The organism is Lentzea sp. NPDC005914, assembly GCF_040629405.1.
Lineage (GTDB): Bacteria > Actinomycetota > Actinomycetes > Mycobacteriales > Pseudonocardiaceae > Lentzea.
Genome location: NZ_JBEXVQ010000054.1, coordinates 1 through 21,841, shown reverse-complemented (window position 1 = coordinate 21,841; position 21,841 = coordinate 1). Strand labels below are relative to the sequence as shown.

General features: G+C 69.2%; 21 protein-coding genes. 17 read left to right on the top strand and 4 right to left on the bottom strand.

What is annotated here, in order from left to right:
• The first annotated feature begins 218 nt into the window (after positions 1–218).
• Together ABZ345_RS44115 and ABZ345_RS44110 are read left to right on the top strand one after the other, a co-directional pair.
• Positions 219–1,364 (top strand): hypothetical protein, encoded by a 1,146-nt coding sequence (locus ABZ345_RS44115; protein ID WP_359861188.1) that lies wholly within the window; start codon positions 219–221, stop codon positions 1,362–1,364.
• A gap of 109 nt (positions 1,365–1,473) precedes the next feature.
• Positions 1,474–1,860, top strand: coding sequence for an Lsr2 family protein (locus ABZ345_RS44110; protein ID WP_359861186.1), 387 nt, complete (start codon positions 1,474–1,476; stop codon positions 1,858–1,860).
• 603 nt (positions 1,861–2,463) lie between these two features.
• Here the strand turns inward: ABZ345_RS44110 and ABZ345_RS44105 are convergent.
• The 4 genes from ABZ345_RS44105 to ABZ345_RS44090 form a co-directional block, all read right to left on the bottom strand.
• Positions 2,464–3,303: an SAM-dependent methyltransferase gene (locus ABZ345_RS44105; RefSeq protein WP_359861184.1), complete on the bottom strand. Its 840-nt coding sequence runs from the start codon at positions 3,301–3,303 to the stop codon at positions 2,464–2,466.
• Between the two features lie 338 nt (positions 3,304–3,641).
• A complete protein-coding gene (locus ABZ345_RS44100; protein WP_359861182.1) occupies positions 3,642–3,851 on the bottom strand; it encodes a hypothetical protein in 210 nt (69 codons plus the stop codon).
• 30 nt (positions 3,852–3,881) lie between these two features.
• A complete protein-coding gene (locus tag ABZ345_RS44095; RefSeq protein ID WP_359861180.1) occupies positions 3,882–4,613 on the bottom strand; it encodes a response regulator transcription factor in 732 nt (243 codons plus the stop codon).
• 178 nt (positions 4,614–4,791) lie between these two features.
• On the bottom strand, positions 4,792–5,301 hold the full coding sequence (locus ABZ345_RS44090; RefSeq protein ID WP_359861178.1) for an A24 family peptidase: 510 nt from the start codon (positions 5,299–5,301) through the stop codon (positions 4,792–4,794).
• A 402-nt stretch (positions 5,302–5,703) separates the two neighbouring features.
• Between ABZ345_RS44090 and ABZ345_RS44085 the strand changes: the two genes are divergently transcribed.
• The 15 genes from ABZ345_RS44085 to ABZ345_RS44015 all read left to right on the top strand — a co-directional run bounded on the left by ABZ345_RS44085 (position 5,704) and on the right by ABZ345_RS44015 (position 21,779).
• A complete protein-coding gene (locus ABZ345_RS44085; RefSeq protein WP_359861176.1) occupies positions 5,704–5,910 on the top strand; it encodes a Flp family type IVb pilin in 207 nt (68 codons plus the stop codon).
• A gap of 5 nt (positions 5,911–5,915) precedes the next feature.
• The gene (locus ABZ345_RS44080) at positions 5,916–6,344 is read left to right on the top strand and encodes a TadE/TadG family type IV pilus assembly protein (RefSeq protein ID WP_359861174.1); all 429 of its coding nucleotides are present in this window, start codon (positions 5,916–5,918) and stop codon (positions 6,342–6,344) included.
• On the top strand, positions 6,332–7,435 hold the full coding sequence (locus ABZ345_RS44075; protein ID WP_359861172.1) for a pilus assembly protein TadG-related protein: 1,104 nt from the start codon (positions 6,332–6,334) through the stop codon (positions 7,433–7,435). The genes ABZ345_RS44080 and ABZ345_RS44075 overlap by 13 nt, the downstream gene beginning before the upstream one ends.
• 15 nt (positions 7,436–7,450) lie before the next feature.
• The gene (locus ABZ345_RS44070) at positions 7,451–8,221 is read left to right on the top strand and encodes a Flp pilus assembly protein CpaB (RefSeq protein WP_359861170.1); all 771 of its coding nucleotides are present in this window, start codon (positions 7,451–7,453) and stop codon (positions 8,219–8,221) included.
• Between the two features lie 92 nt (positions 8,222–8,313).
• A complete protein-coding gene (locus tag ABZ345_RS44065; RefSeq protein WP_359861168.1) occupies positions 8,314–9,414 on the top strand; it encodes an AAA family ATPase in 1,101 nt (366 codons plus the stop codon).
• A complete protein-coding gene (locus tag ABZ345_RS44060) occupies positions 9,411–10,787 on the top strand; it encodes a CpaF family protein (protein ID WP_359861166.1) in 1,377 nt (458 codons plus the stop codon). Before ABZ345_RS44065 ends, ABZ345_RS44060 begins: the two co-directional genes overlap by 4 nt.
• Positions 10,788–10,792: 5 nt before the next feature.
• Positions 10,793–12,652: a type II secretion system F family protein gene (locus ABZ345_RS44055; RefSeq protein ID WP_359861165.1), complete on the top strand. Its 1,860-nt coding sequence runs from the start codon at positions 10,793–10,795 to the stop codon at positions 12,650–12,652.
• Between the two features lies 1 nt (position 12,653).
• Positions 12,654–13,571 carry a type II secretion system F family protein gene (locus ABZ345_RS44050; protein ID WP_359861163.1) on the top strand — a complete coding sequence of 306 codons (918 nt, stop codon included), beginning with the start codon at positions 12,654–12,656 and terminating at the stop codon, positions 13,569–13,571.
• Positions 13,572–13,665: 94 nt separating this feature from the next.
• Positions 13,666–14,304, top strand: a complete 639-nt coding sequence (locus ABZ345_RS44045) for a response regulator transcription factor (protein WP_359861161.1) — start codon at positions 13,666–13,668, stop codon at positions 14,302–14,304.
• Between the two features lie 110 nt (positions 14,305–14,414).
• Positions 14,415–14,771 carry a response regulator gene (locus ABZ345_RS44040; RefSeq protein ID WP_359861159.1) on the top strand — a complete coding sequence of 119 codons (357 nt, stop codon included), beginning with the start codon at positions 14,415–14,417 and terminating at the stop codon, positions 14,769–14,771.
• Entirely contained in the window at positions 14,768–15,142 is a 375-nt protein-coding gene (locus ABZ345_RS44035; protein WP_359861157.1) for a response regulator, read from the top strand. The genes ABZ345_RS44040 and ABZ345_RS44035 overlap by 4 nt, the downstream gene beginning before the upstream one ends.
• A complete protein-coding gene (locus ABZ345_RS44030; protein WP_359861156.1) occupies positions 15,139–16,218 on the top strand; it encodes a HEAT repeat domain-containing protein in 1,080 nt (359 codons plus the stop codon). Before ABZ345_RS44035 ends, ABZ345_RS44030 begins: the two co-directional genes overlap by 4 nt.
• Before the next feature lie 34 nt (positions 16,219–16,252).
• On the top strand, positions 16,253–17,689 hold the full coding sequence (locus tag ABZ345_RS44025; RefSeq protein WP_359861154.1) for a glycosyltransferase: 1,437 nt from the start codon (positions 16,253–16,255) through the stop codon (positions 17,687–17,689).
• Positions 17,686–19,707 carry an ATP-binding protein gene (locus ABZ345_RS44020; RefSeq protein ID WP_359861152.1) on the top strand — a complete coding sequence of 674 codons (2,022 nt, stop codon included), beginning with the start codon at positions 17,686–17,688 and terminating at the stop codon, positions 19,705–19,707. Before ABZ345_RS44025 ends, ABZ345_RS44020 begins: the two co-directional genes overlap by 4 nt.
• Positions 19,704–21,779 (top strand): ATP-binding protein, encoded by a 2,076-nt coding sequence (locus ABZ345_RS44015; protein WP_359861150.1) that lies wholly within the window; start codon positions 19,704–19,706, stop codon positions 21,777–21,779. The genes ABZ345_RS44020 and ABZ345_RS44015 overlap by 4 nt, the downstream gene beginning before the upstream one ends.
• Positions 21,780–21,841: the final 62 nt, after the last annotated feature.

Genomic DNA, 21,841 nt, shown 5'->3' with positions numbered 1-21,841 from the left:
CGGCAGGCCGATTCGGGTCGGGCATCCCCAAAACCGCGTTCGCGCATCCCCACAATTGGTGATCTGGCTTGGTCTCCACCTTTCTTTGTGGCTAGTGTTCCACTGCGCCGCTGCCGCGGTTCTGACGCGAATTTTTCACTGCGGCGTCGTGTGCGCATCCCCCGCTGAATCACGAGGCTGTCGACCTCGTTCCGAGAATGTGAAACAAGGGAAACGGAATGCAGAAGAAGCTGTACAAGGGCCTCATCGCGGTCGCCGCGGCAGGTGCCGCGGTTCTCGCGAACGGGTTCGGGACTGCCAACGCGCACGTGCAGGAAAACCACATGGCGCCCGCTCCGCAGGAAGTACCGGTGACCGCGGAGACGCCGCAATATCCTGACGCGACGGTGACGGGCACCCCCGAAGACACCCCCGAGAACGATGTCGTGACGACGACCTCGACGCCTGATGAGCCGACGTGCACGGTGGAGACGGAGTCGGTCTGCGACGACGCTGTCGTGAACGCGGCCGGCACGGATGCCGGCGTCGATGTCGCGGTCGCTGCCGCGGTTGACGCCGACGTCGCGGTCGCCGCCGCGGTTGACGCCAACGTCGCGGTCGCCGCCGCGGTTGACGCCAACGTCGCGGTCGCCGCTGCCGTTGACGCCGACCTCGCCCTGGCCGCTGGAGTCGGTGTGGGCGTTGGCGTTGACGCTGGTGTCGGTCTCGGCGTCGGTGTCGGGCTGGGTGTGGGTGTCGATGCCGCCGTAGGTGTCGGTGTCGGTGTCGACGCGAACGCCGCATCCAGCACGAGCACCGACGCGAACGCCGCATGCGCTGCCGACGCGGACGCGGCCGGCACCGCGGAGGCCGACTGCGGCGATGCCGATGCAGCCGACGCAGCCGACGCGGACGACCCGAACTGCGCCGCCGACACGGCGTCCACGGACGCGGACGGTGGTGTGGTGGTCGCCGCGAACACTGACGCCGATGGCGGTGTCGTGGTCGTCGCGAACGCGGACGCCGGGGTCGGTGTGGGCGTCGGCGTTGCTGCCGCCGCCGATGTGGACGTCGCCGTTGCTGCCGCCGCCGATGTGGACGTCGCCGTTGCTGCCGCCGCCGATGTGGACGTCGCCGTTGCTGCCGCCGCCGATGTCGACGTCGCCGCAGGCGTCGGGGTGGGTGTCGGGCTGGGCGTGGCCGCTCAGGTCGGTCTCGACGTCGACCTGGCCCTCGCCGTCGGCCTCGGTGTGGGCGTGGACGCCGAGGCGATCGCCGCCGCGGACGTGGATGCCTCGGCCGACTCCATGAGCGACGCGAACGCTGCGAGCACCTGCCCGGCGAACGCCGCCGCCATCCCGACCGGATCGGCCATCGCGGTCTGATCTGCGCCTGGGCACCGGTCGTGAGTTGCCGGTCGAGCGGGTGCGGTGGGCTTCATGCTCCCCGCACCCGTGTCAGGTGCTGCCACATGTCGTCGGTGAGGTGAACGCAATGGTGGTGAGGATCATCGTCAACAAGACGGACGATCTGGACGGGGTCAGCGGTGATGACGTGGCCACGGTCTCCTTCGGCGTGGACGGGGTCCACTACGAGATCGACCTGGGCGCGGCTCACCAGGAACGGCTCCGTGCCGCGCTGGCGCAGTTCATCCCGGCGGCACGCCAGGTGGAGTGGAGTGCCAGTGCCTCCTACTCCACCCACGACGACCTCATGGCCCGTATTCGTGTGTGGGCGCAGGAACAGGGCGTCGGCGTGTGCGGCCGAGGTCGTGTCCCGAACGCGTTGATCGCGGCTTTCAAGGCGGCGCAGGAAAGTTGTCCGGACGACATCATGCAGCGGTATGGCGGTCTCCTCGAACCACCTCCCAAGCCCGAGTGAGCGCTGTCCGCGTGCGCTGCCTCGGCAGTTCGACGTGCCGCGGTACAGTCGGCCTCCGCTTTCGCGTGATGGGCCGGGGCTTTGGGCGCGCAGCCAGCCTCAAAACGGCTCCGCAGGCGAGGAACAAGATTCCGACGAGCGAGAGATCGTAAAGCGGAAGGCCTGTCGGGTAGAGCGATTCCAGTGCATTTGACATCGGAGCTCCGAACTCGAGCGGGTCTGTTCGTCAAGGCTACGTCGCGCACTGGGCCGTGTGATGTCGCGAAACAGGGTGAAGTCATAGCGCGTACTGGTGTGCATCCCTGCCCGCTACGGCTCGTTCGCCGCTCTGGCGTGTGATGAGAACGGAATTCCATTCGCGCAGAGTCACAAATCTGACGAAAAATGGTTGTTCTATTTTTGGTGACGACGGTCTGGTGCGTTCCACCTTTTTCGCGGCCGGGCCGGCGTTGGCATCGACGGGACATCGCCGCGGCCGTGCGTACCCAGGCGCGTGGCGTGTCCGCGGACAGGCGGTGACGGGTGGTCCTCGCAGCTCTCCGTCGCCGCTTCGTCCGTGCTGGTGCTGCTCTCAGGTCGCGGTGGGCTCGTCCGTGCGGAGTTTCACCGCCTGCGCGCGAGTGCGGCGCAGCCGCTGAAGTGCTCGGGGTTCTGGTCCGGCTCGGTGTCGGCGTCCGGGAGCCAGAGCGGGATGGGCACCAGGCCCGGTTCGACGACCTCGAATCCCGTCAGCAGATCGCCGACCTCCGCCGCACTGCGGAAGGCGAACTCGGGTACCGGCTCGTGGTAGATGTCGCTGTAGAGCCCGATGGCGTCGAGCATCTGCTCGTGGCGGCAGGTGTGTGACAGGGCGACCTGGCACGCCGGTCCGAGTGCGTTCACGTAGGTGGTCAGCAGCTCCGCCGGCCCGGCGGAGTCGGGAACGTGGTGCAGCACGTCGACGGCGAGCAGAGCCACGGGCTCGTCGAGGTCGAGCAGGCCGCGCAGTTCCGGCGAGTCCAGGATCTGCTCGGGCCGGCACACGTCGGCGTGGAGGTATGCGGTGCGGTCGTCGCCCGCCAGCAGCTCACGCGATTCGGTCACCACGACGGGGTCGATGTCGGTGTAGACGACGCGACACTCGGGAGTGAGGCGCTGTGCCACCTCGTGCACGTTGCCGACGGTCGGCATTCCGGAGCCCAGATCGACGAATTGGTGAACTCCGTCGCGCACGAGCCGGGTGACTGCACGGCGCAGGAAGTCTCGATGTGTGCGCACCAGATACGGCAGCTGGGGCGCGCACAACGTGAACTGTTCCGCCAGTCGCCGATCGGTGGCCAAGTGGTGCGAGCCGCCCAGCCAATAGTCGCGAACTCTGGCGATTTTGGGTGTTGGAGCGCCGATGATGCCCGGTGCCCAAATGGGCGGAACGTCTGCGGAGGCGGGTGTCTTTGGATTGATCACACCACGCAGTATGTGTCATCGGCCGCCAGCGCGATGATCATAATACCCAAAATTGGGGATCAATCCGGCTGGGTGCGCCTGGCCCGGCTTCGTTGTGGAAATTACGCGCTGATCTGTTTTCCTCGAAACGTGGTCGAGGTGCCGTGGAACGGCGAGTTCCGTTCATTCCTGAGCCTCGTCCTGGTGATCCTGTCGACCCTCGGGTTCGTGCCGGTGTGAGGTGGTCACGGACGTGGCAGGCCCCGGTGCCGACAGGGGCGCGGATCTGTCTGCCGGCACCGGGACTGGGTCGTGGTGAGGGTCCGGTGGGCCTCAGGTCGGTCAGAAGTCCCGGTTGCTCATGGCGTTGTGCTCGGTTGCGTGTCGAACCACAACCCCAGTGCGGCGATGAGCAGAACCGTCGCGAAAACTCCTTGCCACGCGGTGGGTTCTGTGATCATCATGACGAGATTGACGGCGCTCAACAGCCCGTAGACCGCCGACAGCACGATCTTGACGCGGCGCTTGTCGAGGCCGGTCGGCGAAGTCCGCCCGTTGATGCTGGCCATGCCCAACCTCCTGTGCGCTCACCGTGTTCGTCAACGGCCGGGGCGGCCGATGATCCCGCTCTCGACACGCGGACGCGTGCGCAGCGGAGGCCGATAGCGGTATCCGACACCGCGAACAGACTCGATCGGCGAGGTGGCCGAGTCGTCCCAGCCGAGCTTGCGGCGGAGCCTGAGCACGGTGAATTTGACGCGCTCAGCCCCGATACCGGTGGGGTCCTCCCACGCCTCGGCGAGGAGTTGGCCGGTGGACAGCGTCGCGCCCGCGTTGCGGGTCAACATGCTGAGCAGTCGGAATTCGATCGGCGTGAGGGAGACTTCGCGGTCGTCCACGTGGACGAGGCGGGACAGGGGATCGATCTTCAGCGAGCCGTCGTCGTAGACGCGCTCCGACCACTGCGCTGGGCGTGCCCTGCGCAACAGCGCCTCGACCCTGGCCAGCAGTTCGCCGGTGGTGAAGGGCTTGGTCAGGTAGTCGTCGGCGCCGGCACGCAGGCCGCGGATCTTGTCCGACTCCTGGTCGCGTGCACTGAGCAGCAGGACCGGCACATCACTGAGATCGCGGACGCGTTCGAGAACGCTCAGTCCGTCCATGCCGGGCAGTCCGATGTCCAGCACGACGAGGTCAGGCTTGGAATCGTACACCGCCCGCAGCCCGGCCCTGCCCTCGGACACGCGGTCCACCTGATAGTTGTTCCTGGCCAGGAGCAGCGCCACGATCCGGGCGATGTCCGGATCGTCCTCGACTACGAGTACACGTGGCATGGTCCCTCCTGGTGCTTCGCTCACGATCAAACGTATGTGCGCAACAGGAAGATCACCTTCTCGTCATCCGTCCGTGGCTGGCCCCTGTTCACGCGGTGACGATTTCGCTCGGTAGGCCTTCGTAGCGCGACATCCTTGTCACACGAACGAGTGGTCGGCGTGGTGATAGGAACGCGGATTATTGGCCTGGCGTGACCATTAGAACCACGAACGTGGCATAGACCATGAACGGCCCGAGCGGCAGGACCGTGCGTGCGTCTGCGCGTCGCGCTACCAGAAGCACCGCGCCAACGAGTCCACACAGGACGAAGGAGAGCACGGTCGCCAGCAGGACGGACTGCCATCCCGTCCACCCCAGCGCCATGCCGAGCGGTCCGGCCAGCTTGACGTCGCCCAGCCCCAGATCTCCCGGCCTGATCAGCGCGAGCACCAGATAGCCGGCCGCGAGAGCGGCGCCCGCCAGCACCGCGCGGAGGAACCTGCTGGGCTCGGAGTTCAGCAGCGCCGCGCCTGCCAGCAGCGCGGCGAGCACCGGGTAGGCGGGCAGAGTGAGCCGATCCGGCAGCCGATACACGATCAGGTCGATCGTCGCGAGTGCCACGCACAGAACGGCGAGCCACGCGAAGGCGACCAGTTCGGGCCGCGGCCCCACCGTGCACGCGATGGTGCCGAGCAGCGTTGCGGACACGATTTCCGTTACACCGCATGGCAAAGCGACGCGCTCACGGCAAGACGGGCAGCGGCAGGCGCTCGCTGAGCTGAGCTGGGTGCCGCAGCGCGGGCACGCCGTCCGGTCGGGTGCGGCCTGCGCTACGGAGAGCCGGAAGACCGCGGCGCGGATCCATGGCCCGGCCAGCAGACCCGCGGCCGTTCCGGCCACGGACGTCGTGAGATGCACGCCTGAGACCGTAGGGCAGCGTCCACTCAGGACCCGGGTTTTGTCCTCCATTCGCACTACAAGACGTCACCTCCATCGGGTGTTCCGCGAATTCTTCTGGCCAATCGCCCGCTGTCTGCAGGGGTTGCCCGTGCCGCACAGTTGTCCACATCGGGCGGTTACGGATCGCCCAAAGCCCAGGAGGAGAACAAGATGTTCACAGCAATCGCCTACGTGCAGCTCTGGATCAGCAGCCGGTTCGACGAACGCGAGCGTGGCGCTACCGCCGTCGAGTACGGCCTGATGGTCGGCTTGATCGCTGTCGCGGTCATCGGCGTCGTCATGACGCTCGGCGGTCAGCTCCAAGGGTTGTTCGACGGTGTCAGCGACCAGCTGCCTGGCGCGCCTGCCGGAGGCTGATCGCGATGAAGCCGCCGATCGGAGCCGATCACGATGGATCGGCTCCCGGGGCGAACGGCGATCGGGGAGCGGCGGCGGTCGAGTTCGCGCTCGTGCTGCCGATCCTGCTGCTGCTGATGTGCGGCATCGTCGACTTCGGCCGGGCGCTGCACGAACAGGTCGTGCTGACCCAGGCGGCCAGGGAAGGTGCCAGGCTCGCGGCACTGGGCGAACCGGACACGGTCGCCCGCACCCTAGGTGCAGCTCGACCACTGTCCGGAGTGAACGTCAGCGTCACGGCCTGTCCCGCGAACCTCGCGGCGGCGGACACCGTCGTCAAGGTCACCCACCAGTTCACCTTCATCACCCCGATCGCGGCGATCGCGGACACGTTCGGTGGCGACATCGGCCCGATCACCCTCACCGGGAGAGGAGTCATGCGATGTCACGGCTGATGTCTCGGCTGCTGTCACGGCTGCGGTGCGACGACCGCGGCGCGGTGACCGCGCTGGTCGCGCTCCTGCTGGGCGGTGGGTTGCTGCTCGGCTGTGGCGCGCTCGTCATCGACGTCGGCCGGCTGTACAGCGAACGCGCTCTGTTGCAGAACGCGTCCGACGCGGCGGCGCTGGCACTCGCTCAGGCGTGTGCCGGGGGCACCGGCTGTGCCGACAGCACCGCGCTGAACTACGCCAACGCGAACTCCGGCGACGGAACGTCCACTGTGGATCTGGTCTGTGGTGCCGACGCGAGAGGACTGCTGGCCCCCTGTCCAGCGGACGACGACGGGGAGGCGGCCGGCTGCCTCGGCGACCGGCCCGTGGGATCGAAGTTCGTCGAGGTCCGCACGAGCACTCGGCAGGCGGACGGATCCACCTTGCTGCCCGCGACGTTCGGACAGGTTCTGCTCGGCTCCTCCTATGAAGGAAGGGGCGTGGCCGCGTGCACTCGCGTCGGGTGGGGCGGCCCCAGGGCGACCTACGGCTTCGGCGTGACGATCTCGCTGTGCGAGTGGAACACGGCGACCGCCGGCGGCACCACGTTCGCGCCCGCGTCCGGAACAGTCCCCGCGAGCTTCGAACGCGTGCTGAAGCTGCACACCACATCGGGAACGAGCTGCTCCGGCAACCCCGCCGGCTGGGCGCTGCCTGGTGGCTTCGGCTGGCTGGCCGACGCGACGGGTGACTGCAAGGCCTACGTCGACCTCAACGGTGTCTACCGCGGTGACACCGGCGTGAGCGCGTCCAGCGCCTGCAAGGAGGAACTCGCCGACGCCAGGACCGCCAAGACGACTTTGCTGGTGCCGGTGTACGACGGCGCGGGCGGGACCGGGCACGAGGGGTACTTCCACCTGAAGGGCTTCGCCTCCTTCGTGGTCACCGGCTACAACCTGCCGAGCCTGAAGATCGCGTCGAAGCTGACTTCCAAGGCCCATTGCAAGGGCGACGACAAGTGCGTCTACGGCTACTTCACGACCGCCTTGCTGCCCGCTGACGTCGTGCTCGGCGGCCCGGAGATGGGTGTGACCGCCGTCCGCATGCTCGGCTGACACCGGAGAAGGATCATGAAACGACGTTTGCTCACCATCGGCCTCACGCTGCTGCTCGCCGCGGTAGGCACCATCTCGGTGCTGCTGTACGTGCGCAACGCCGACGCTCGGGCGCTGGCAGGCAAACGCGCCGTCCCCGTGGTCGTCGCGGAGAAGCGCGTGCCCGCGGGCACGAGTGCCGGTGCCGCGCTGCGGAACGGCTTGCTGCGGCTGGAGAAAATGCCTGCCGAGACCGTGCCGGCGAACGCGCTGGGAGAGATCGGCGCGGACCTCGCCACGCTGGTGGCGACCGCCGACGTCCAAGCGGGCCAACTCGTGCTGAAGCCCATGTTCGCCGCCGCCAAACCCGCGTCGTCCGGCCTGCCCATCCCCGAGGGGAAGGTCGCCGTCAGCATCGAGCTGGGCGCGCCGCAGCGAGTGGCCGGCTACGTCAAAGCCGGCTCGCAGATCGCGGTGTTCGACACGTACACCGTCATGGACGAGAAGTCGGGCACGCCGTCCGGCGCCGGGCTGGAGAAGCAGCACGAGAGCACGCAGGTCACCCGGTTGCTGCTGCCGAAGGTCGAGGTGCTCGCCCTGGGCGCGCCACCGGTCCCCAACGCGAAGTCGGGTGACGGAGCGGGCCAGGGCGGCGTGCTGGTCACGGTCGCGGCGACCCAGGCCGAAGCCGAGCGCCTGATTCAGCGCGCCCAGTTCGGCACCTTGCACTTCGCACTGCTGACCGACAGTTCGCAGATCACCCAGGGCAACGGCACGGACAGCAAGTCCGTCTTCGGCCCGGCCTAGTAGGAGTGGAAAGAGTCATGGCAATCCTGTGCACCAGTACGAAGGCGGTGATACCACCGCTGACCGGAGCGATGGGCGGCGAAGTGTCCCATGTGGACGATCTTGCCTCGGCAGAACGTCTGCTCGCGTCCGACCCGATCGAGACGCTGGTCGTCATCGGGTCCGATGTGGACCTCGTGGAGGCGCTCGACTTCACCTCGGCCCAACGACGTGCGCGTCCCGCGCTGGGCGTCGTCCTGCTGCGGGAGCGGCTCGAGGTGACCGTGCTGGCCCTCGCCATCCGCGCCGGGGTCCGCGAGGTGGTACCGGAGTCCGACCTCGACCTGGTCGCCGAGTCCTGCCTGCGTTCGCGGGATCTGTCGCGGGTGACGCCCGACGGCGTCGTGATTCCGGCTCAGCAGTCGACCGAGGGCAAGATCGCGGTCGTGTTCGCCACCAAGGGCGGGTGCGGCAAGACGACCACGGCCACCAACCTGGCGGTCACGTTGCACGCGGGCGGCGCCAACCGGGTCTGCCTGGTGGACCTGGATCTCGCTTTCGGTGACGTGGCGATCTCACTTCAGCTCACACCGGTCCGCACTCTGGTTGACGCGATGGCGATGGACGGTCAACTGGACGAGACCGGCGTGTCCGGACTGCTCACCCGCTACCGGCCGGGCCTGGAATGCCTGCTGGCACCGGTGGAGCCGGGCGACTCCGAGCAGATTCCCGCCTCTCTCGTCACGGATGTGCTCCAGGTGCTGCGGCGCATGTTCGACTACGTCGTCATCGACACGCCGCCGCAGTTCAACGAACACGTGCTGGCAGTGCTGGACGAGGCCGACCACCACGTGCTGCTCACCACCCCCGACGTGCCGACGCTGAAGAACCTGCGGCTGACCATCGACATGCTCGACATGCTGTCCTACCCGCGCGACCGGCGCCTCATCGTGCTGAACCGGGAGGACTCGCGGGTCGGGCTCACCGTGGCCGACGTCGAGAGCGTCGTGAAGACCGACGTCGCCGTGCGCGTTCCGGCAAGCCTCGCGGTGCCCGCCTCGATCAACCGGGGTGTGCCGATCACCATCGAACAGCCCGAGCACCGGGTCAGCGCCGGGTTCCGGGAGATCGCCACGCGGATCCTCGCGGGCGCGAAGCACGAGCCGCCCGCCGCCCGGCGCGGGTTGTTCGGGTTGAGGAGGCGGTCCGGATGAGGCTGAGCGACCGGCTGGTCCAGCTGACCGCGCCTGTCAGGACCGAGGGCGAACCGGTGGTGACGTCCACCGCGGTGCCCGAGACGCGCAGGGAGCGCACTCCCGACCACTTCGCCGCGGTCAAGCGCCGGGTGCACGGGGCGTTGCTGGACACCCTGGGCCCCAAGCTCTACGACGAGCGCCTCGACGAGCACGAGCTCGAACTGCGGGTCCGCAACTCACTGCAGACCGTGCTCGAGCAGGACGAGACCCCGATGACCCTGGCCGACCGCGGCCGGATGGCGGCCGAGGTCGCCGACGAGATCCTGGGCCACGGCCCGCTGGAACCGTTGTTGCGAGACCCCGACGTCAGCGAGGTCATGGTCAACGGACCGGACCGCATCTACGTGGAGCGCAAGGGAAAGCTCCAGGTGGTGGACGCCGCTTTCACCGACGAGGGCCACCTGCGCCGGATCATCGACAAGATCGTTTCACGGGTCGGCAGGCGGGTGGACGAGGCGAGCCCGATGGTGGACGCCCGGCTGCCGGACGGCAGCCGGGTCAACGCCGTCGTGCCGCCCATCGCGCTGGACGGCTCGTCGCTGACGATCCGCAAGTTCGCCACGGACCCGCTCCAGGTCGAGGACCTGGTCAGGTTCGGCACGATCAGCCCCGCTGTCGCCGAGCTGTTGTCGGCGTGCGTGCGCGGGCGGCTGAACATCCTGGTCAGTGGCGGCACCGGCTCGGGCAAGACGACGACGCTCAACGTGCTGTCGTCGTTCATCCCGGAAGACGAGCGCATCGTCACCATCGAGGACGCGGCCGAACTGCAGTTGCGGCAGGACCACGTGCTGCGCATGGAGTCACGCCCGGCGAACGTCGAGAACCGCGGCCAGGTGAGCATCCGCGAGCTCGTCCGCAACTCGCTGCGGATGCGGCCGGACCGCATCGTCGTCGGCGAGGTCCGTGACGGCGCCGCGCTGGACATGCTGCAGGCGATGAACACCGGACACGACGGGTCGCTGACGACGGCGCACGCCAACACACCGCGCGACGCGCTGTCGCGGCTGGAGACGATGGTGCTCATGGCGGGCGTCGACCTGCCCAGCCGCGCCATCCGCGACCAGGTCAACTCCGCGCTCGACCTGATCATCCAGCAGGCCAGGCTGAAGGACGGCACCCGGCGGATCACGCACATCACCGAGGTGGTCGGCATGGAGGGTGACGTGATCACGCTCCAGGACCTCTTCCTGTTCGACTTCGCGGCGGGTGTGGACGAGAACGGGAAGTTCCGCGGCACTCTGCGTTCGACAGGTCTGCGTCCGGCCTTCGCCGACAGGCTGGCCGAGCACGGCATTCCGCTGCCCGCCGGCCTCTTCTCCTCCGACAGGTGACGCCGATGATCCTCAGGCTGATCTCGGTCATGATCGTCCTTTGTGGAGTGTCGATGCTCCCGGCCGGCGCCGACCCGACCGCGGAGCTCGGCGAGGCGTTGGTCGAGGACGGACGGGTGCACGTCACCCTCACGGCACGGGAAGTCCCGGGTTCGCTCGATCCAGGCGGAGTGCGGGTCGAGGTCGACGGCGCACCGGTGCCCGCCACCACGAAGGTGGTCGGTGAACCGCAGCCGGCGCGGGCGGCTCTCGTCGTGCTCGACACGACCGGCACGATGAACGGTGTTCCGATCGCGACGGCAGGCGGGGTGGTCACCGCCTACCTGTCGGCACTGCCGGTGGACGTCCACACCGGACTGGTCACCTTCTCGGACCGGCCCGTGCTGACGGTGCCGGTCACCGCCGATCGGCAGCAGGTGACGGCCGCCCTCGCCGGGGTGGGTGGCGCCGGGAGCAGTGCGCTGAACGACGCGGTGACCCTGGCCGCCCGCAGCCTGGCCGTCGTGCCCGGCGCCCGCAGGTTGCTCGTGCTGTCCGACGGCGAGGACGCCGACGGTGGCGCCTCGCTCGACGCCGCGCTGAAGGTGCTGTCCGAAACAGGGGTCATCGCCGACGTGGTGACGCTCGACGGTGCGGCAGGGGCGGCGACCGCCGGCCGGAACAGGCTCGCGCAGGGCAGCGGCGGCCAGCTGGTGGCGGTCGGCGACGCACAGGCGGGTGCGGCGTTGTTCGCCCCGGCCGCTCCGCAGCGGCTCGAGGTGAGCGCCGTCGTGCCCGACCAGCTCTCCGGCAGGCAGGTGCGGCTGACCGTCCGGGTGGGGGAGCTCGTCGCGGAGGCCGTCGTGCGCGCCCCGGACCGGCGCGGCGCCACCGTGTCGGCCACACCGGCCTGGGTGTTCGGCACGGTGCTCGGTGTGGTCTTCACCGTCTTCTCCGGACTCGGCTGGCTCTGGTTCGGACGCCCCGTCGTCCGGCGTGCGCGGCGCAGCCGGCTGGCCGAGGTGCGGCGCTACCGCGTGCGCGACGGTGCGGAGCCGGAGACGGGTGCCGTGCGGGAGCCGTCGCCGCCGTTGCGCCTGCTGCTGGTGCTGAGTGAACGGATCATCGATGGCCGCGGCAGGCGTGAGCGAATCGAGGTCGACCTCGACCTGGCAGGCGTCCGGCTGCGCCCCGCGGAGTGGCTGCTCGTGCGGTTCGGCATCGCCGCCGTGCTCATGGTGGTCCTCGCGGCGGTCACCGGCGCCCCGATGGTGTGCGGACCGCTCGGAGCCCTGCTCGGGTGGTTCGGCGGACGGTCCTTCCTGAAGTTCCGGATCGGCAGGCGGCGCGCGTTGTTCGGCGAACAACTCCCGGACACGCTCCAACTGGTCGCGGGGGCCCTGCGGTCCGGTTTCTCGCTGGCGCAGGCGCTCGACAGCATGGTGCGCGAGGGCACCCAGCCCATCGCGGGCGAGATCGCCCGGTCACTGGCCCGCACCAGGCTCGGCGTCTCCGTGGAGGACGCGCTCGACAAGGCCGCCGACCGGATGCGGTGCCAGGACCTCTCCTGGGTGGTCATGGCGATCCGGATCCAGCGCGAGGTCGGCGGGAACCTCGCCGAACTGCTGCTGACCACCGTCGACACCATGCGTGAGCGGGCGACCGTGCGCAGGCAGGTCAAGGCGCTCACCGCCGAGGGCCGGATGTCGGCGTACGTGCTGATCTCGCTGCCGATCGGGCTCGGCCTCTGGCTGTTCACCAGCCGCCGGGACTACATCGAACCGCTCTACACCCGTCCGGCCGGCTGGATGATGCTCGGCGCGACCGTTGTCTGCCTCTGCGTCGGCTGGTTCTGGATGAAGAAAATGATCAAGGTGGAGGTCTGAGGTGAACGGAACGTTCCTGCTCCTGGCGGGCGTCGGTGCCATCGCCGGTGCGCTGGCGCTCGCGGGTGTCCAGGTCGCCGCGGCCACCACGGGTGCGGCGCGCGTGTCACGCAGGCTCGCCCAGATCGAGACGGTCTACGGCCAGGGTGCCACCGACGTCGCCGAGGCGGACGGCGAGGCGCTGCCTCCCGCGCTGGACCGGCTGCGCGCCCTGGCCGCCCGGCTCTCACCCGGCGCCACCACCGCATCGCTGGAGCACCGGCTCGACCTGGCGGGCAACCCGTCCCGGTGGACCGCCGAACGGGTGATGGCCTTCAAGGGCATCGGTCTGCTGGCGCTGGCGCCGATCGGTGCCCTGTACGGACTCGGGTCCGCGCTGACCCTCGTCGCCTACGCCCTGGTGGGCGCCGCGGTCGGCTTCTTCCTGCCGGACCTGCTGGCGCACAACGCGGCGACCAAGCGCCAGGCGCTCATGGGCAAGGAACTCGCGGACGTGCTGGACATGCTCACGGTGTGCGTCGAGGCCGGGCTGGGCTTCGACGCGGCGGTGTCCCAGGTCGCCCGCAACACCTCCGGTCCGCTGTCGGTGGAGTTCTCCCGCATGTTGCAGGAGATGCAACTGGGCAAGTCCAGGGTCGAGGCGTTGCGGGCACTGTCCGGCCGCACCACCGTCGCCGCGGTGCACACGTTCGCCTCGTCGCTGATCCAGGCGTCCGAACTCGGCATTCCGACCGCACGGGTGCTGCACGAACAAGCCGGCGAGATCCGCGTCAAGCGTCGTCAGGCGGCGGAGGAGAAGGCCCAGAAGGTGCCGGTGAAGATCTTGTTTCCGCTGCTCCTGTGCATCTTCCCGGCGTTGTTCATCATCATCATCGGACCAGCGGGCATCGAGATCTACGACAGCCTGATCGCCGGTTGACCGCAACCGAACGGCAACCGTCCGGCACCCGGCGTGACACCAGAAGTGCCGCTTCATTGAGGCACACGGTTGTCAGCGGGAAGCAGAGGACGTCATGTCGATTCGACTCGTGGTCGTGGACGGTCAGCCCCTCGCCCGGTTCGGGCTCACCCGGCTGCTCGAGGGCGAGACGGACATGGAGATCGTCGGCGAGGCCACCACGGCGGCCGAGGCGATCGGCCTGATCGCCACCATGAAGCCGGACGTGGTGACCGTCGACGTGACACTGCCCGACGGCAACGGGCTGACGCTCGCCCGCGAGCTGCGTGACCGCTGGCAGTCGCTCGGCATCGTCGTGCTCACCTCCAACGGCGAGGACGACGTGCTGTTCCGCGCGATGGAGACCGGTGTGTCGGCGTTCGTGCCGAAGACCTCGACCTTGGTGGAGATCGTCGGCGCGATCAGGCACGCCGCCGTCGCCGCCTCGTCCTTCACCGCCACGGGACTGGCCGACGCGTTCACCCGCCTGCGGGAGTCACGTGCGCGTTCCCCGCTGAGCCCGCGCGAGGCCGAGGTGCTGCGGCTGCTGCAGGACGGACTGTCCGTGCCGGGCGTGGCTCGGGCGCTGCACATGAGCACGTCGACGGCCAAGACCTACGTGGCGCGGCTCTACGAGAAGCTCGGCGCCTCCAGCCGCGCGCAGGCCTTGATGACGGCACTGGACCGCGGACTGATCGGCCTGCGCAGCGCGTGACCACAGTGGACGGTCCCCCGTTTGCGGTATTCGGCGGCCTCTCGCCGCGAACCCTGTGTCAGCATCGGGTTCCCGGGCTGGTCCGGCAGGCGTGAGCAGAGTGACCGGAGGTGTCCGTGGTCTCCAAGGTGCTGGTGATCGAGGACGATCAGGACATCCTCGGTCTGCTCGCGCACCACCTCCGGGACATGGGGCACGAGGTCGTGCTGGCACAGACCGGCGAGCGAGGACTCGACCTGGCGCGCACCGATCCACCGGACGTGGTGGTCGTCGACATCGTGCTGCCCGGCAAGGACGGCCGGTGGGTGATCCGCGAGCTGCGGGCCGACCCGCGAACCCGGCACTGCCAGGTCGTCGTCACGTCGATGCTCGATCCCGCTGACATCCGCGTCGACGACGTCGACGGAATGCTGCTCAAGCCGTTCGACCGCGCCGCCGTGTGGGCGGCGCTTGGGAGGGTGTCATGACCGCCGTGGTCATCGCGGAGGACGACGCCGACATCCGTGATCTGCTGGTGTTCAAGCTGATCCAGGACGGGTTCGACGTCACTGCCGTCGGCGACGGGCCGGCGGCGCTGGACGCCGTCGCGACGGAGTGCCCGGATCTCGTCATCCTCGACGTGATGATGCCCGGCATGTCTGGTCTCGACGTCTGCCAGAGACTGCGATCCGAGCAGGCGACGAAGAACCTGCCGGTGATCCTGCTGACCGCTCGCGCCCAGGAGGCCGACATCGAGTCCGGCTTCGGAGTGGGTGCCGACGACTACGTGACCAAGCCGTTCAGTCCCCGCGAACTGCTCAGCAGGGTGCACGCCGTGCTGGCGAGGGTCGGCCAGTGAACTCGGTGGGCTCCGCCGTCATGCTGGCGGGCGCGGTGTCGAGCCTGGTGCTGGGGGTGCTCATCACGGCGCACCACCTGACGTCGGCGCGCCGGCGTAGTCGCCGTGAGCGGGAGGCACAGCGGTTGCGGCCGCTGGTCTTCCGGCTGCTCAGCGATCCGGGGGTGCTGCCGGAGCTCGTCGCGCTGGACCGCCGGGCGTGGGCCGCGGTGGAGCCGACCGTGATCTCCTTGCTGGGCAACGTGAGCGGCGCGGCGCGTGAGCCGCTGGTCGACCTGCTCACGCACCGAGGGGTCCTCGACTCGGCACGTCGTGGCCTGCGGGCCAGACGAGCGCGCGTGCGGGTCGAGGCCGTCCACGTGGTGGGGTTGTTGCGCAGCAGAGAGGATCTGCCGCGGGTGGTGTCGCTGATGAGGGACTCGCGTCCAGAGGTCCGGGTGGCAGCTGCGAGGACACTGGGCGGCCTCGCGGACGCGCGGGGCGCCCGGCCGCTGCTGGGTGGCCTCAGTTGCTCCCGGCCGGTGCCTCCGCACGTCGTGGCGCACTCGCTGCTGGCGCTGGGCACCGCCGCGCATCCGGTGATCGTCGACGCGCTGCGCCATCCACACGCGACGGTCCGGGCGGTGGCGGCGGAGGTGCTGGGATTCGGGGGCGTGGTGGCCGCGTTCCCCTTGCTCGTCCGTCTCCTGCGCGAGGACGCCGAGCTTCCGGTCCGGCTGGCCGCCCTGCGCGCGCTCGCCCGGACGGGGACACCGGCCACAGCCGCCGTGCTGATCGGATTCGTCGGCAGAGGAAGTCCCGACGAGCTGCGGATCGCGGCCGCGGAGGCACTCGGCGCACTCGGCGACCCGGCCGCCGCGGACACCCTGGGTTTCCTCCTCGCCGAGGAGCCGCATCGGTTGGCGCACAACGCGTCCCGCTCCCTGCTACGGCTCGGCGACCACGGTCGCGACATCCTCGCGCGCGTGGCGGGCGGAAGCCTCGGCCCAGCCGCAGCCGTGCACGCCATCGAGGCGCTGGCGTGGAACCAGATCACCCACGAGCGCCTGGCCGCGGCGGCTCGGGGCCACACGTGACGACCAGGGCCGCCGGCACACCCACGAGGGCGGCGTGATCCTGAACGCCGTCGAGGTGGCCGGCCTCGCGGCGGCGTGCTACTTCCTGCTGATCAACTGCAGCTATCTCGTGTTCCTGTCGGTCGCGGCGGTGGAGTTCGCGCGGGAGGGCAGGCACAAACCGTTCCTGGCGGTGGACGAGCTGTACGCGGGTCCGCTGACCAACGCCGTGTCGGTGCTCATGCCCGCGTACAACGAGGAGGCGGGCATCGTCGAGGCGGTGCGGGCCATGCTCGCTCTGCGCTATCCCGTGTTCGAGGTCGTGGTCATCGACGACGGGTCCACGGACGAGACGTTCGCCCAGCTCGAAGCCGAGTTCCAGCTCGTGAGTCTGCCCGCCGTCGTCTCCGACGAGCTGCCGCGGCGGGGTGTCGTGCGTTCGGTGCACGTTCCCGCCGTCCGTGCGATCCCGCTCGTGGTGGTGCGTCAGGAGAACGGGGGGAAGACCCGTGCGCTGAACACCGGGTTGTGCCTTGCCCGGCATCCGCTGGTGTGCATGGTCGACGCGGACTCCATTTTGGACCCGGACGCGTTGATGAGTGTTGCCAGGCCATTCCTCGACGACCCGTTCCGGGTCGTCGCCGCCGGTGGTGCCGTCCGCGTCGCCAACGGGTGCCGGGTGGTGGCCGGACGGCTGGTCGACGTGCGGATGCCGAGGCGGCTGTTGCCCGCGATCCAGGCCGTGGAGTACCTGAGGGTCTTCCTGCTCGGCCGCACCGCGTGGTCGCGTTTCAACGGCCTGCTGGTGATCTCCGGAGCGTTCGGGCTGTTCCGCCGGGACGTCGTGATGGCCGTGGGCGGACTCGACCCGGACTGCATGAGCGAGGACGCGGAGCTGGTGGTCCGGATCCACCGGAGGATGCGTGACGAGGGCCAGGACTACCGAATCGTGTTCGTGGCCGAACCGGTGTCGTGGACGGAGGTGCCGGACACCGCGCTGGTGCTCGGCCGCCAGCGGAAGCGGTGGAACCGCGGCCTCGCCGAGATCCTGCTGAAGCACCGGCGGATGATCGGCAACCCGAAGTACGGCGTCGTGGGGCTGTTCACGTTGCCGTACCACATGCTGTTCGAACTGATCACCCCGCTGGCGGAGTTCGTGGCGGCGCTCGTGCTGGTGTTCGGCCTCACGACGGGCGCGATCACCCTGTCGTTCGCGGTGTCCCTCTCGGCGACGGCGTACGGCTTCGCGTTCCTGATCTCCGTCTTCGCGCTCACCGTCGAGGAGTACTCGTTCCGCCGGTACCACCGGTGGGCCGACCTCGGGATGGCTCTCCTCGCGGCTCTCGCGGAGAACATCGGCTATCGGCAGCGGACCGCACGCTGGCGGATGTGGGGAGTGTGGGCCGCGCTGCGCCGCTCCGAACGCTTGTGGGGAGTCATGCCCCGGCGAGGATTCGACGTTCCGACACCCCCAGGGGGCAAACGGCCATGAGCTCAGGACAGTCCTTCCGGCGCTTGCTCGTCCTCACGTTCGGGCCGCTCGTGGCCGTCGTCGTCTTGCTGCTCGTGCTCGGCATCGGAGCCGTCTCGGTGGCCGCGAACTCCGTGGAGGAGCTGACGTCCCGCGTTCAGCCGATGCAGCGGCGCGACGCCGAGCTGCGCGGGATCATGCTGGACAGCTCCCGCGGCTTGCGCGGGTACACCTACAACGGCGACACGGCGTTCCGCGACGCTTACGACCGCGGTCTCCAGAGCTACGCCCCGGTCAAGGACGAGCTGGTCGGGCTGGCCGTGGCGAACGAACAGCAGGCGGCGCGCAGGGTGGCCGAGCTGGCGGATCGGTGGTTCGCCGTGACGGCCGCCGTCCGGGAGGCTCAGCCGGGGACGGCGGACACGTCCGCGCGGCTGGCGGCCGGTGCGGCGGTGATGGACGAGTTTCTCGAGACCAGTGCCCAGCTCGGCGATGCACTCGACGCCACGAGCACCTCGTTGAGGCAGAGCAGCGTCGCCACCCGGCATGAGGTGATGCTCGTCCTGATCAGTTGTGGCGCCGTGGCCGTCCTGCTGGCGACCGGCTCGGCGATCGCCACCGCGCAGCGGCTCGGCAAGTCGATCGCCGCGTTGCGGAACACGGTGACGAGATGGGCCGCGGGTGAGGCGGAGGCCCGCATTCCCGAACAGGGGATCGCGGAGCTCCAGGAGGTGACCCGGTCCATCAACGCGCTGGCCGACGAGGCCACCAAGTTGCACGAGGTGGAGCAGGTACGGCAGCGCCACCGCGAGATCGCCGCCGACATCGGTCTGAAGATCAGAGAGCATCTGGACGTCGACGCCGTCGTCGAGCTGGCCACCTCGGAGATCGGGAAGCACTTCGACGCCGAGCGGGTGTGCGTCTGGCTGGCGGAAGGCGCGCCCGAGGACACCTGCGCGGACCTCGTCACGCCGGAGTGGCACCGGCCGGAGGTCGCTCCGCTCGGATCGTCGCTCGCCCCGCAGGAGCGCCTGCTGCCGATGGCGCCGCTGCGCAGGCTGTACGCCGGCCATTGCGGCATGCAGGTGGACGACCCCGAGGAGGCCGCAAGGCTCGGGCTGCCCGCCGTCCTGCGGGACCGCGCCGTGCTGGTCCTGCCGTTCGGCCGAGGGGAGAGCGTGCTCGGTGCGCTGGTCCTCGCCCGTCCGGGCACGGTCTGGCCGGCCGTCGAAGTGGATGCGCTCGAGCACGCCGCGGCCGACCTCGCCCGCGGCGTCGACCAGGCCCGGCTCTACCAGGAACAGCAGTTGCTCGTCCGGGACCTGCGGGCGCTGGATCGAAACAAGGCGGAGTTCGTGTCGAACGTCTCTCACGAGCTGCGCACACCGATGACCAGCATCGCCGGGTACGTGGAGCTGCTGCGCGACGAAGACGGCGGCGCGATCAACGGCAGCCAGCGGAAGATGCTGGACATCGTCCACCGCAACATGGCCAGGCTGCGGGGACTCATCGAGGAGTTGCTCCTGCTCGCCAAGCTCGAGTCGGACACGGCCTCCACGGACGAGAAGCCCGTCGACCTCGGCGAGCTCGTCGACGGTGTCGTCGAGGCGCTGCGGCCCGCCGCGGACGTGGGCGGAGTTCGCCTGGATCACGAGAACGCACGTGGACTGGTGGTGTGCGGCGATGCGGCACAGCTGGACCGGGTGTTGACCAACCTGCTGTCGAACGCGGTCAAATTCACCCCGGCCGGAGGGGACGTGCGGGTGACCTCGCGCCGGTGTGACGGCGGTTGGGTCGAGGTGAAGGTCAGCGACACCGGCATGGGTGTTCCGAAGGCCGAGCAGCGCGCCATGTTCACGCGGTTCTTCCGGGCGAGCAACGCGACGGAGCAGGCGATACCCGGCTCCGGACTGGGGCTCGCGATCGTGCGGCAGATCGTGCACAGACACGGTGGGCAGGTCTCGCTCACCTCCACCGAGGGCGCGGGCACGACGGTGACCGTGCTTCTGCCTGCGGGCGGGACAGGAGGAACGTCGTGAACAGGACGTCGACGACCCGGCCGCCCGCGGTGACGGGGCAGGGGTTCAGCGAAGCGGTGCTGGTGGCCGCCACGCTCGTCCGCGCCCCGATCGCGGGCGTCGCTCTGCTCGAAGGGGACGAGCTGTCCCTGCACGACGTGCGGGGTGTGCCGCTCAGCGAGGAGGAGCTGCTGCTGTTGTGCAGGCAGACTCTGGAAGCCGACGACCTGGTCATGTTCGCCCAGCCGCGACCGACCGACGGCCGGGCGATCCGCTTCTTCACGGGCGTGCCTGTTCGCGGCGACGACCTGCGGGCGATCGGCGTGTTGTTCGTCGCCGCCCGCGACGTCCGGCATCTCGACCACGATGCGCTGGAAGCGTTGCTGGCCTTGGGGTGTCAGGTCGAGAGTGAGCTCGGCACCGGGCGAGCGGCGTGGGCGGTGGAGGTGCGCAGCCGGGTGTTGTCGATGGCGCAGCGGGCGTCCGATCTGGCCGAGCTGCTCCAGTTCTGCCTGGACGAGGTGTGCGTCCACGCAGGGTGGCCGGTCGGGCACGTCTGCGTTCCTGCCGCCGACGGCACCGGCGAGCTGATGTCGGCGAAGCTGTGGCACGGTGCGGACGACGGCCGTTTCGGACGGTTGCGGGAGATCGTGGAGGACATGAGGGTGGCGCCCGGCGTCGGCCTGAGTGGTGAGGCGGCGGCCACCCTCCGTCCGAAGTGGATGGACAACATCGGCCTGACCGAACTCGGAGCGGCGAGCGGGTTCGCGTTCCCCGTGCACTCCGAGGACGGCGTGATCGCCGTGCTGGAGTTCTTCGACACCGATGTTCGCCGTCCCTGCCCGCGCGTGCTCGACCTGGTCACCGAGCTGGGGAAGGACGTGGGTCTCGCCGCCGCGCGGATGTCCGACCGAGTGAACCTGCTGCAAAGCCAGACGATGTTGCAGGAGACCGTGCACCGGCTGCGGACGGTCATCAGCACCGCGCACGACGCGTTCATCGCGTTGGACGAGGACGGTCGTGTCACCGAGTGGAACGCGGCGGCCGAGCGGATGTTCGGCTGGCCGCGCGCCGACATCATGGGCAGGGCGCTCGCGGACACCGTTGTGCCGGAACGGTTCCGTGCCGACCACGTGGCCGGGATCGCGCGTCTCAAGGACACCGGCGAAGCATCCGTGCTCGGCCGGCAGATCGAGCTCGCCGCACTGCGCCGCGACGGCGAGGAGTTCCCGATCGAGCTGTACGTGTGGGAACCGGAGCCGACTGGTCCTTACCGCTTCAACGCCTTCGTCAAGGACATCAGCGAGCGCAAGGAGGCCGAGCGCGCCCTGCGTGAGGCGTACGCAAGGGAGCAGGAGGTGGTCGAGGAGTTGCGCAGGCTCGATCGGGTCAAGACCGACTTCGTCGCCAACGTGTCCCACGAGCTGCGCACGCCCCTGACGAGCATCTCCGGCTACCTGGAGCTGCTGGTGGACGGAGTGGCCGGAGACCTGACCGACGACCAGCGGGAGATGACGTCGATCATCCAGCGCAACACCGGCCGGTTGTTGCGGCTGGTCGAGGACATCCTGACCGTCGGCAAGATCGACTCCGGTCAGTTCCAGCCCTCTGTGGAACAGACGGAGCTCGGTGCTCTCGTGGACGCCGTCGTGGAGAGCGTCGAGCCAGCCGCGATCAGGAAGGCGATCACCGTGGTCTGTCAGATCGGGCCTGGCCCGATCATGGTGCAGGCCGACCCGAACCAGCTCGACCGGGCGCTGCTGAACGTGCTGAGCAACGCGGTCAAGTTCACCCAGGCCGCGGGTTCGGTCGTGATCAGGGCGCGGCGTGTGGGTGCCGAGGCGCGGATCACCGTGGCGGACACCGGGATCGGCATCGCGCAGGACGAGCTGCCGAAGCTGTTCAGCCGGTTCTTCCGATCGTCGCTCGCGATCGAGCACGAGATCCAGGGCACCGGTCTGGGTTTGTCCATCGTCAAGCACATCGTGGAGAGGCACGGCGGCGGTATCTCGGTGGCGTCCCGGCCAGGCGAGGGAACGATGGTGACGATCGTTCTGCCGGTCGATCCGGAGGCTGATTCGCCGCAACCGTAGCGCAACCGAGTGTGACCGGGTCGCGCTACTCGAGACCCTGAACCTTGTGACATCGAAGCGGA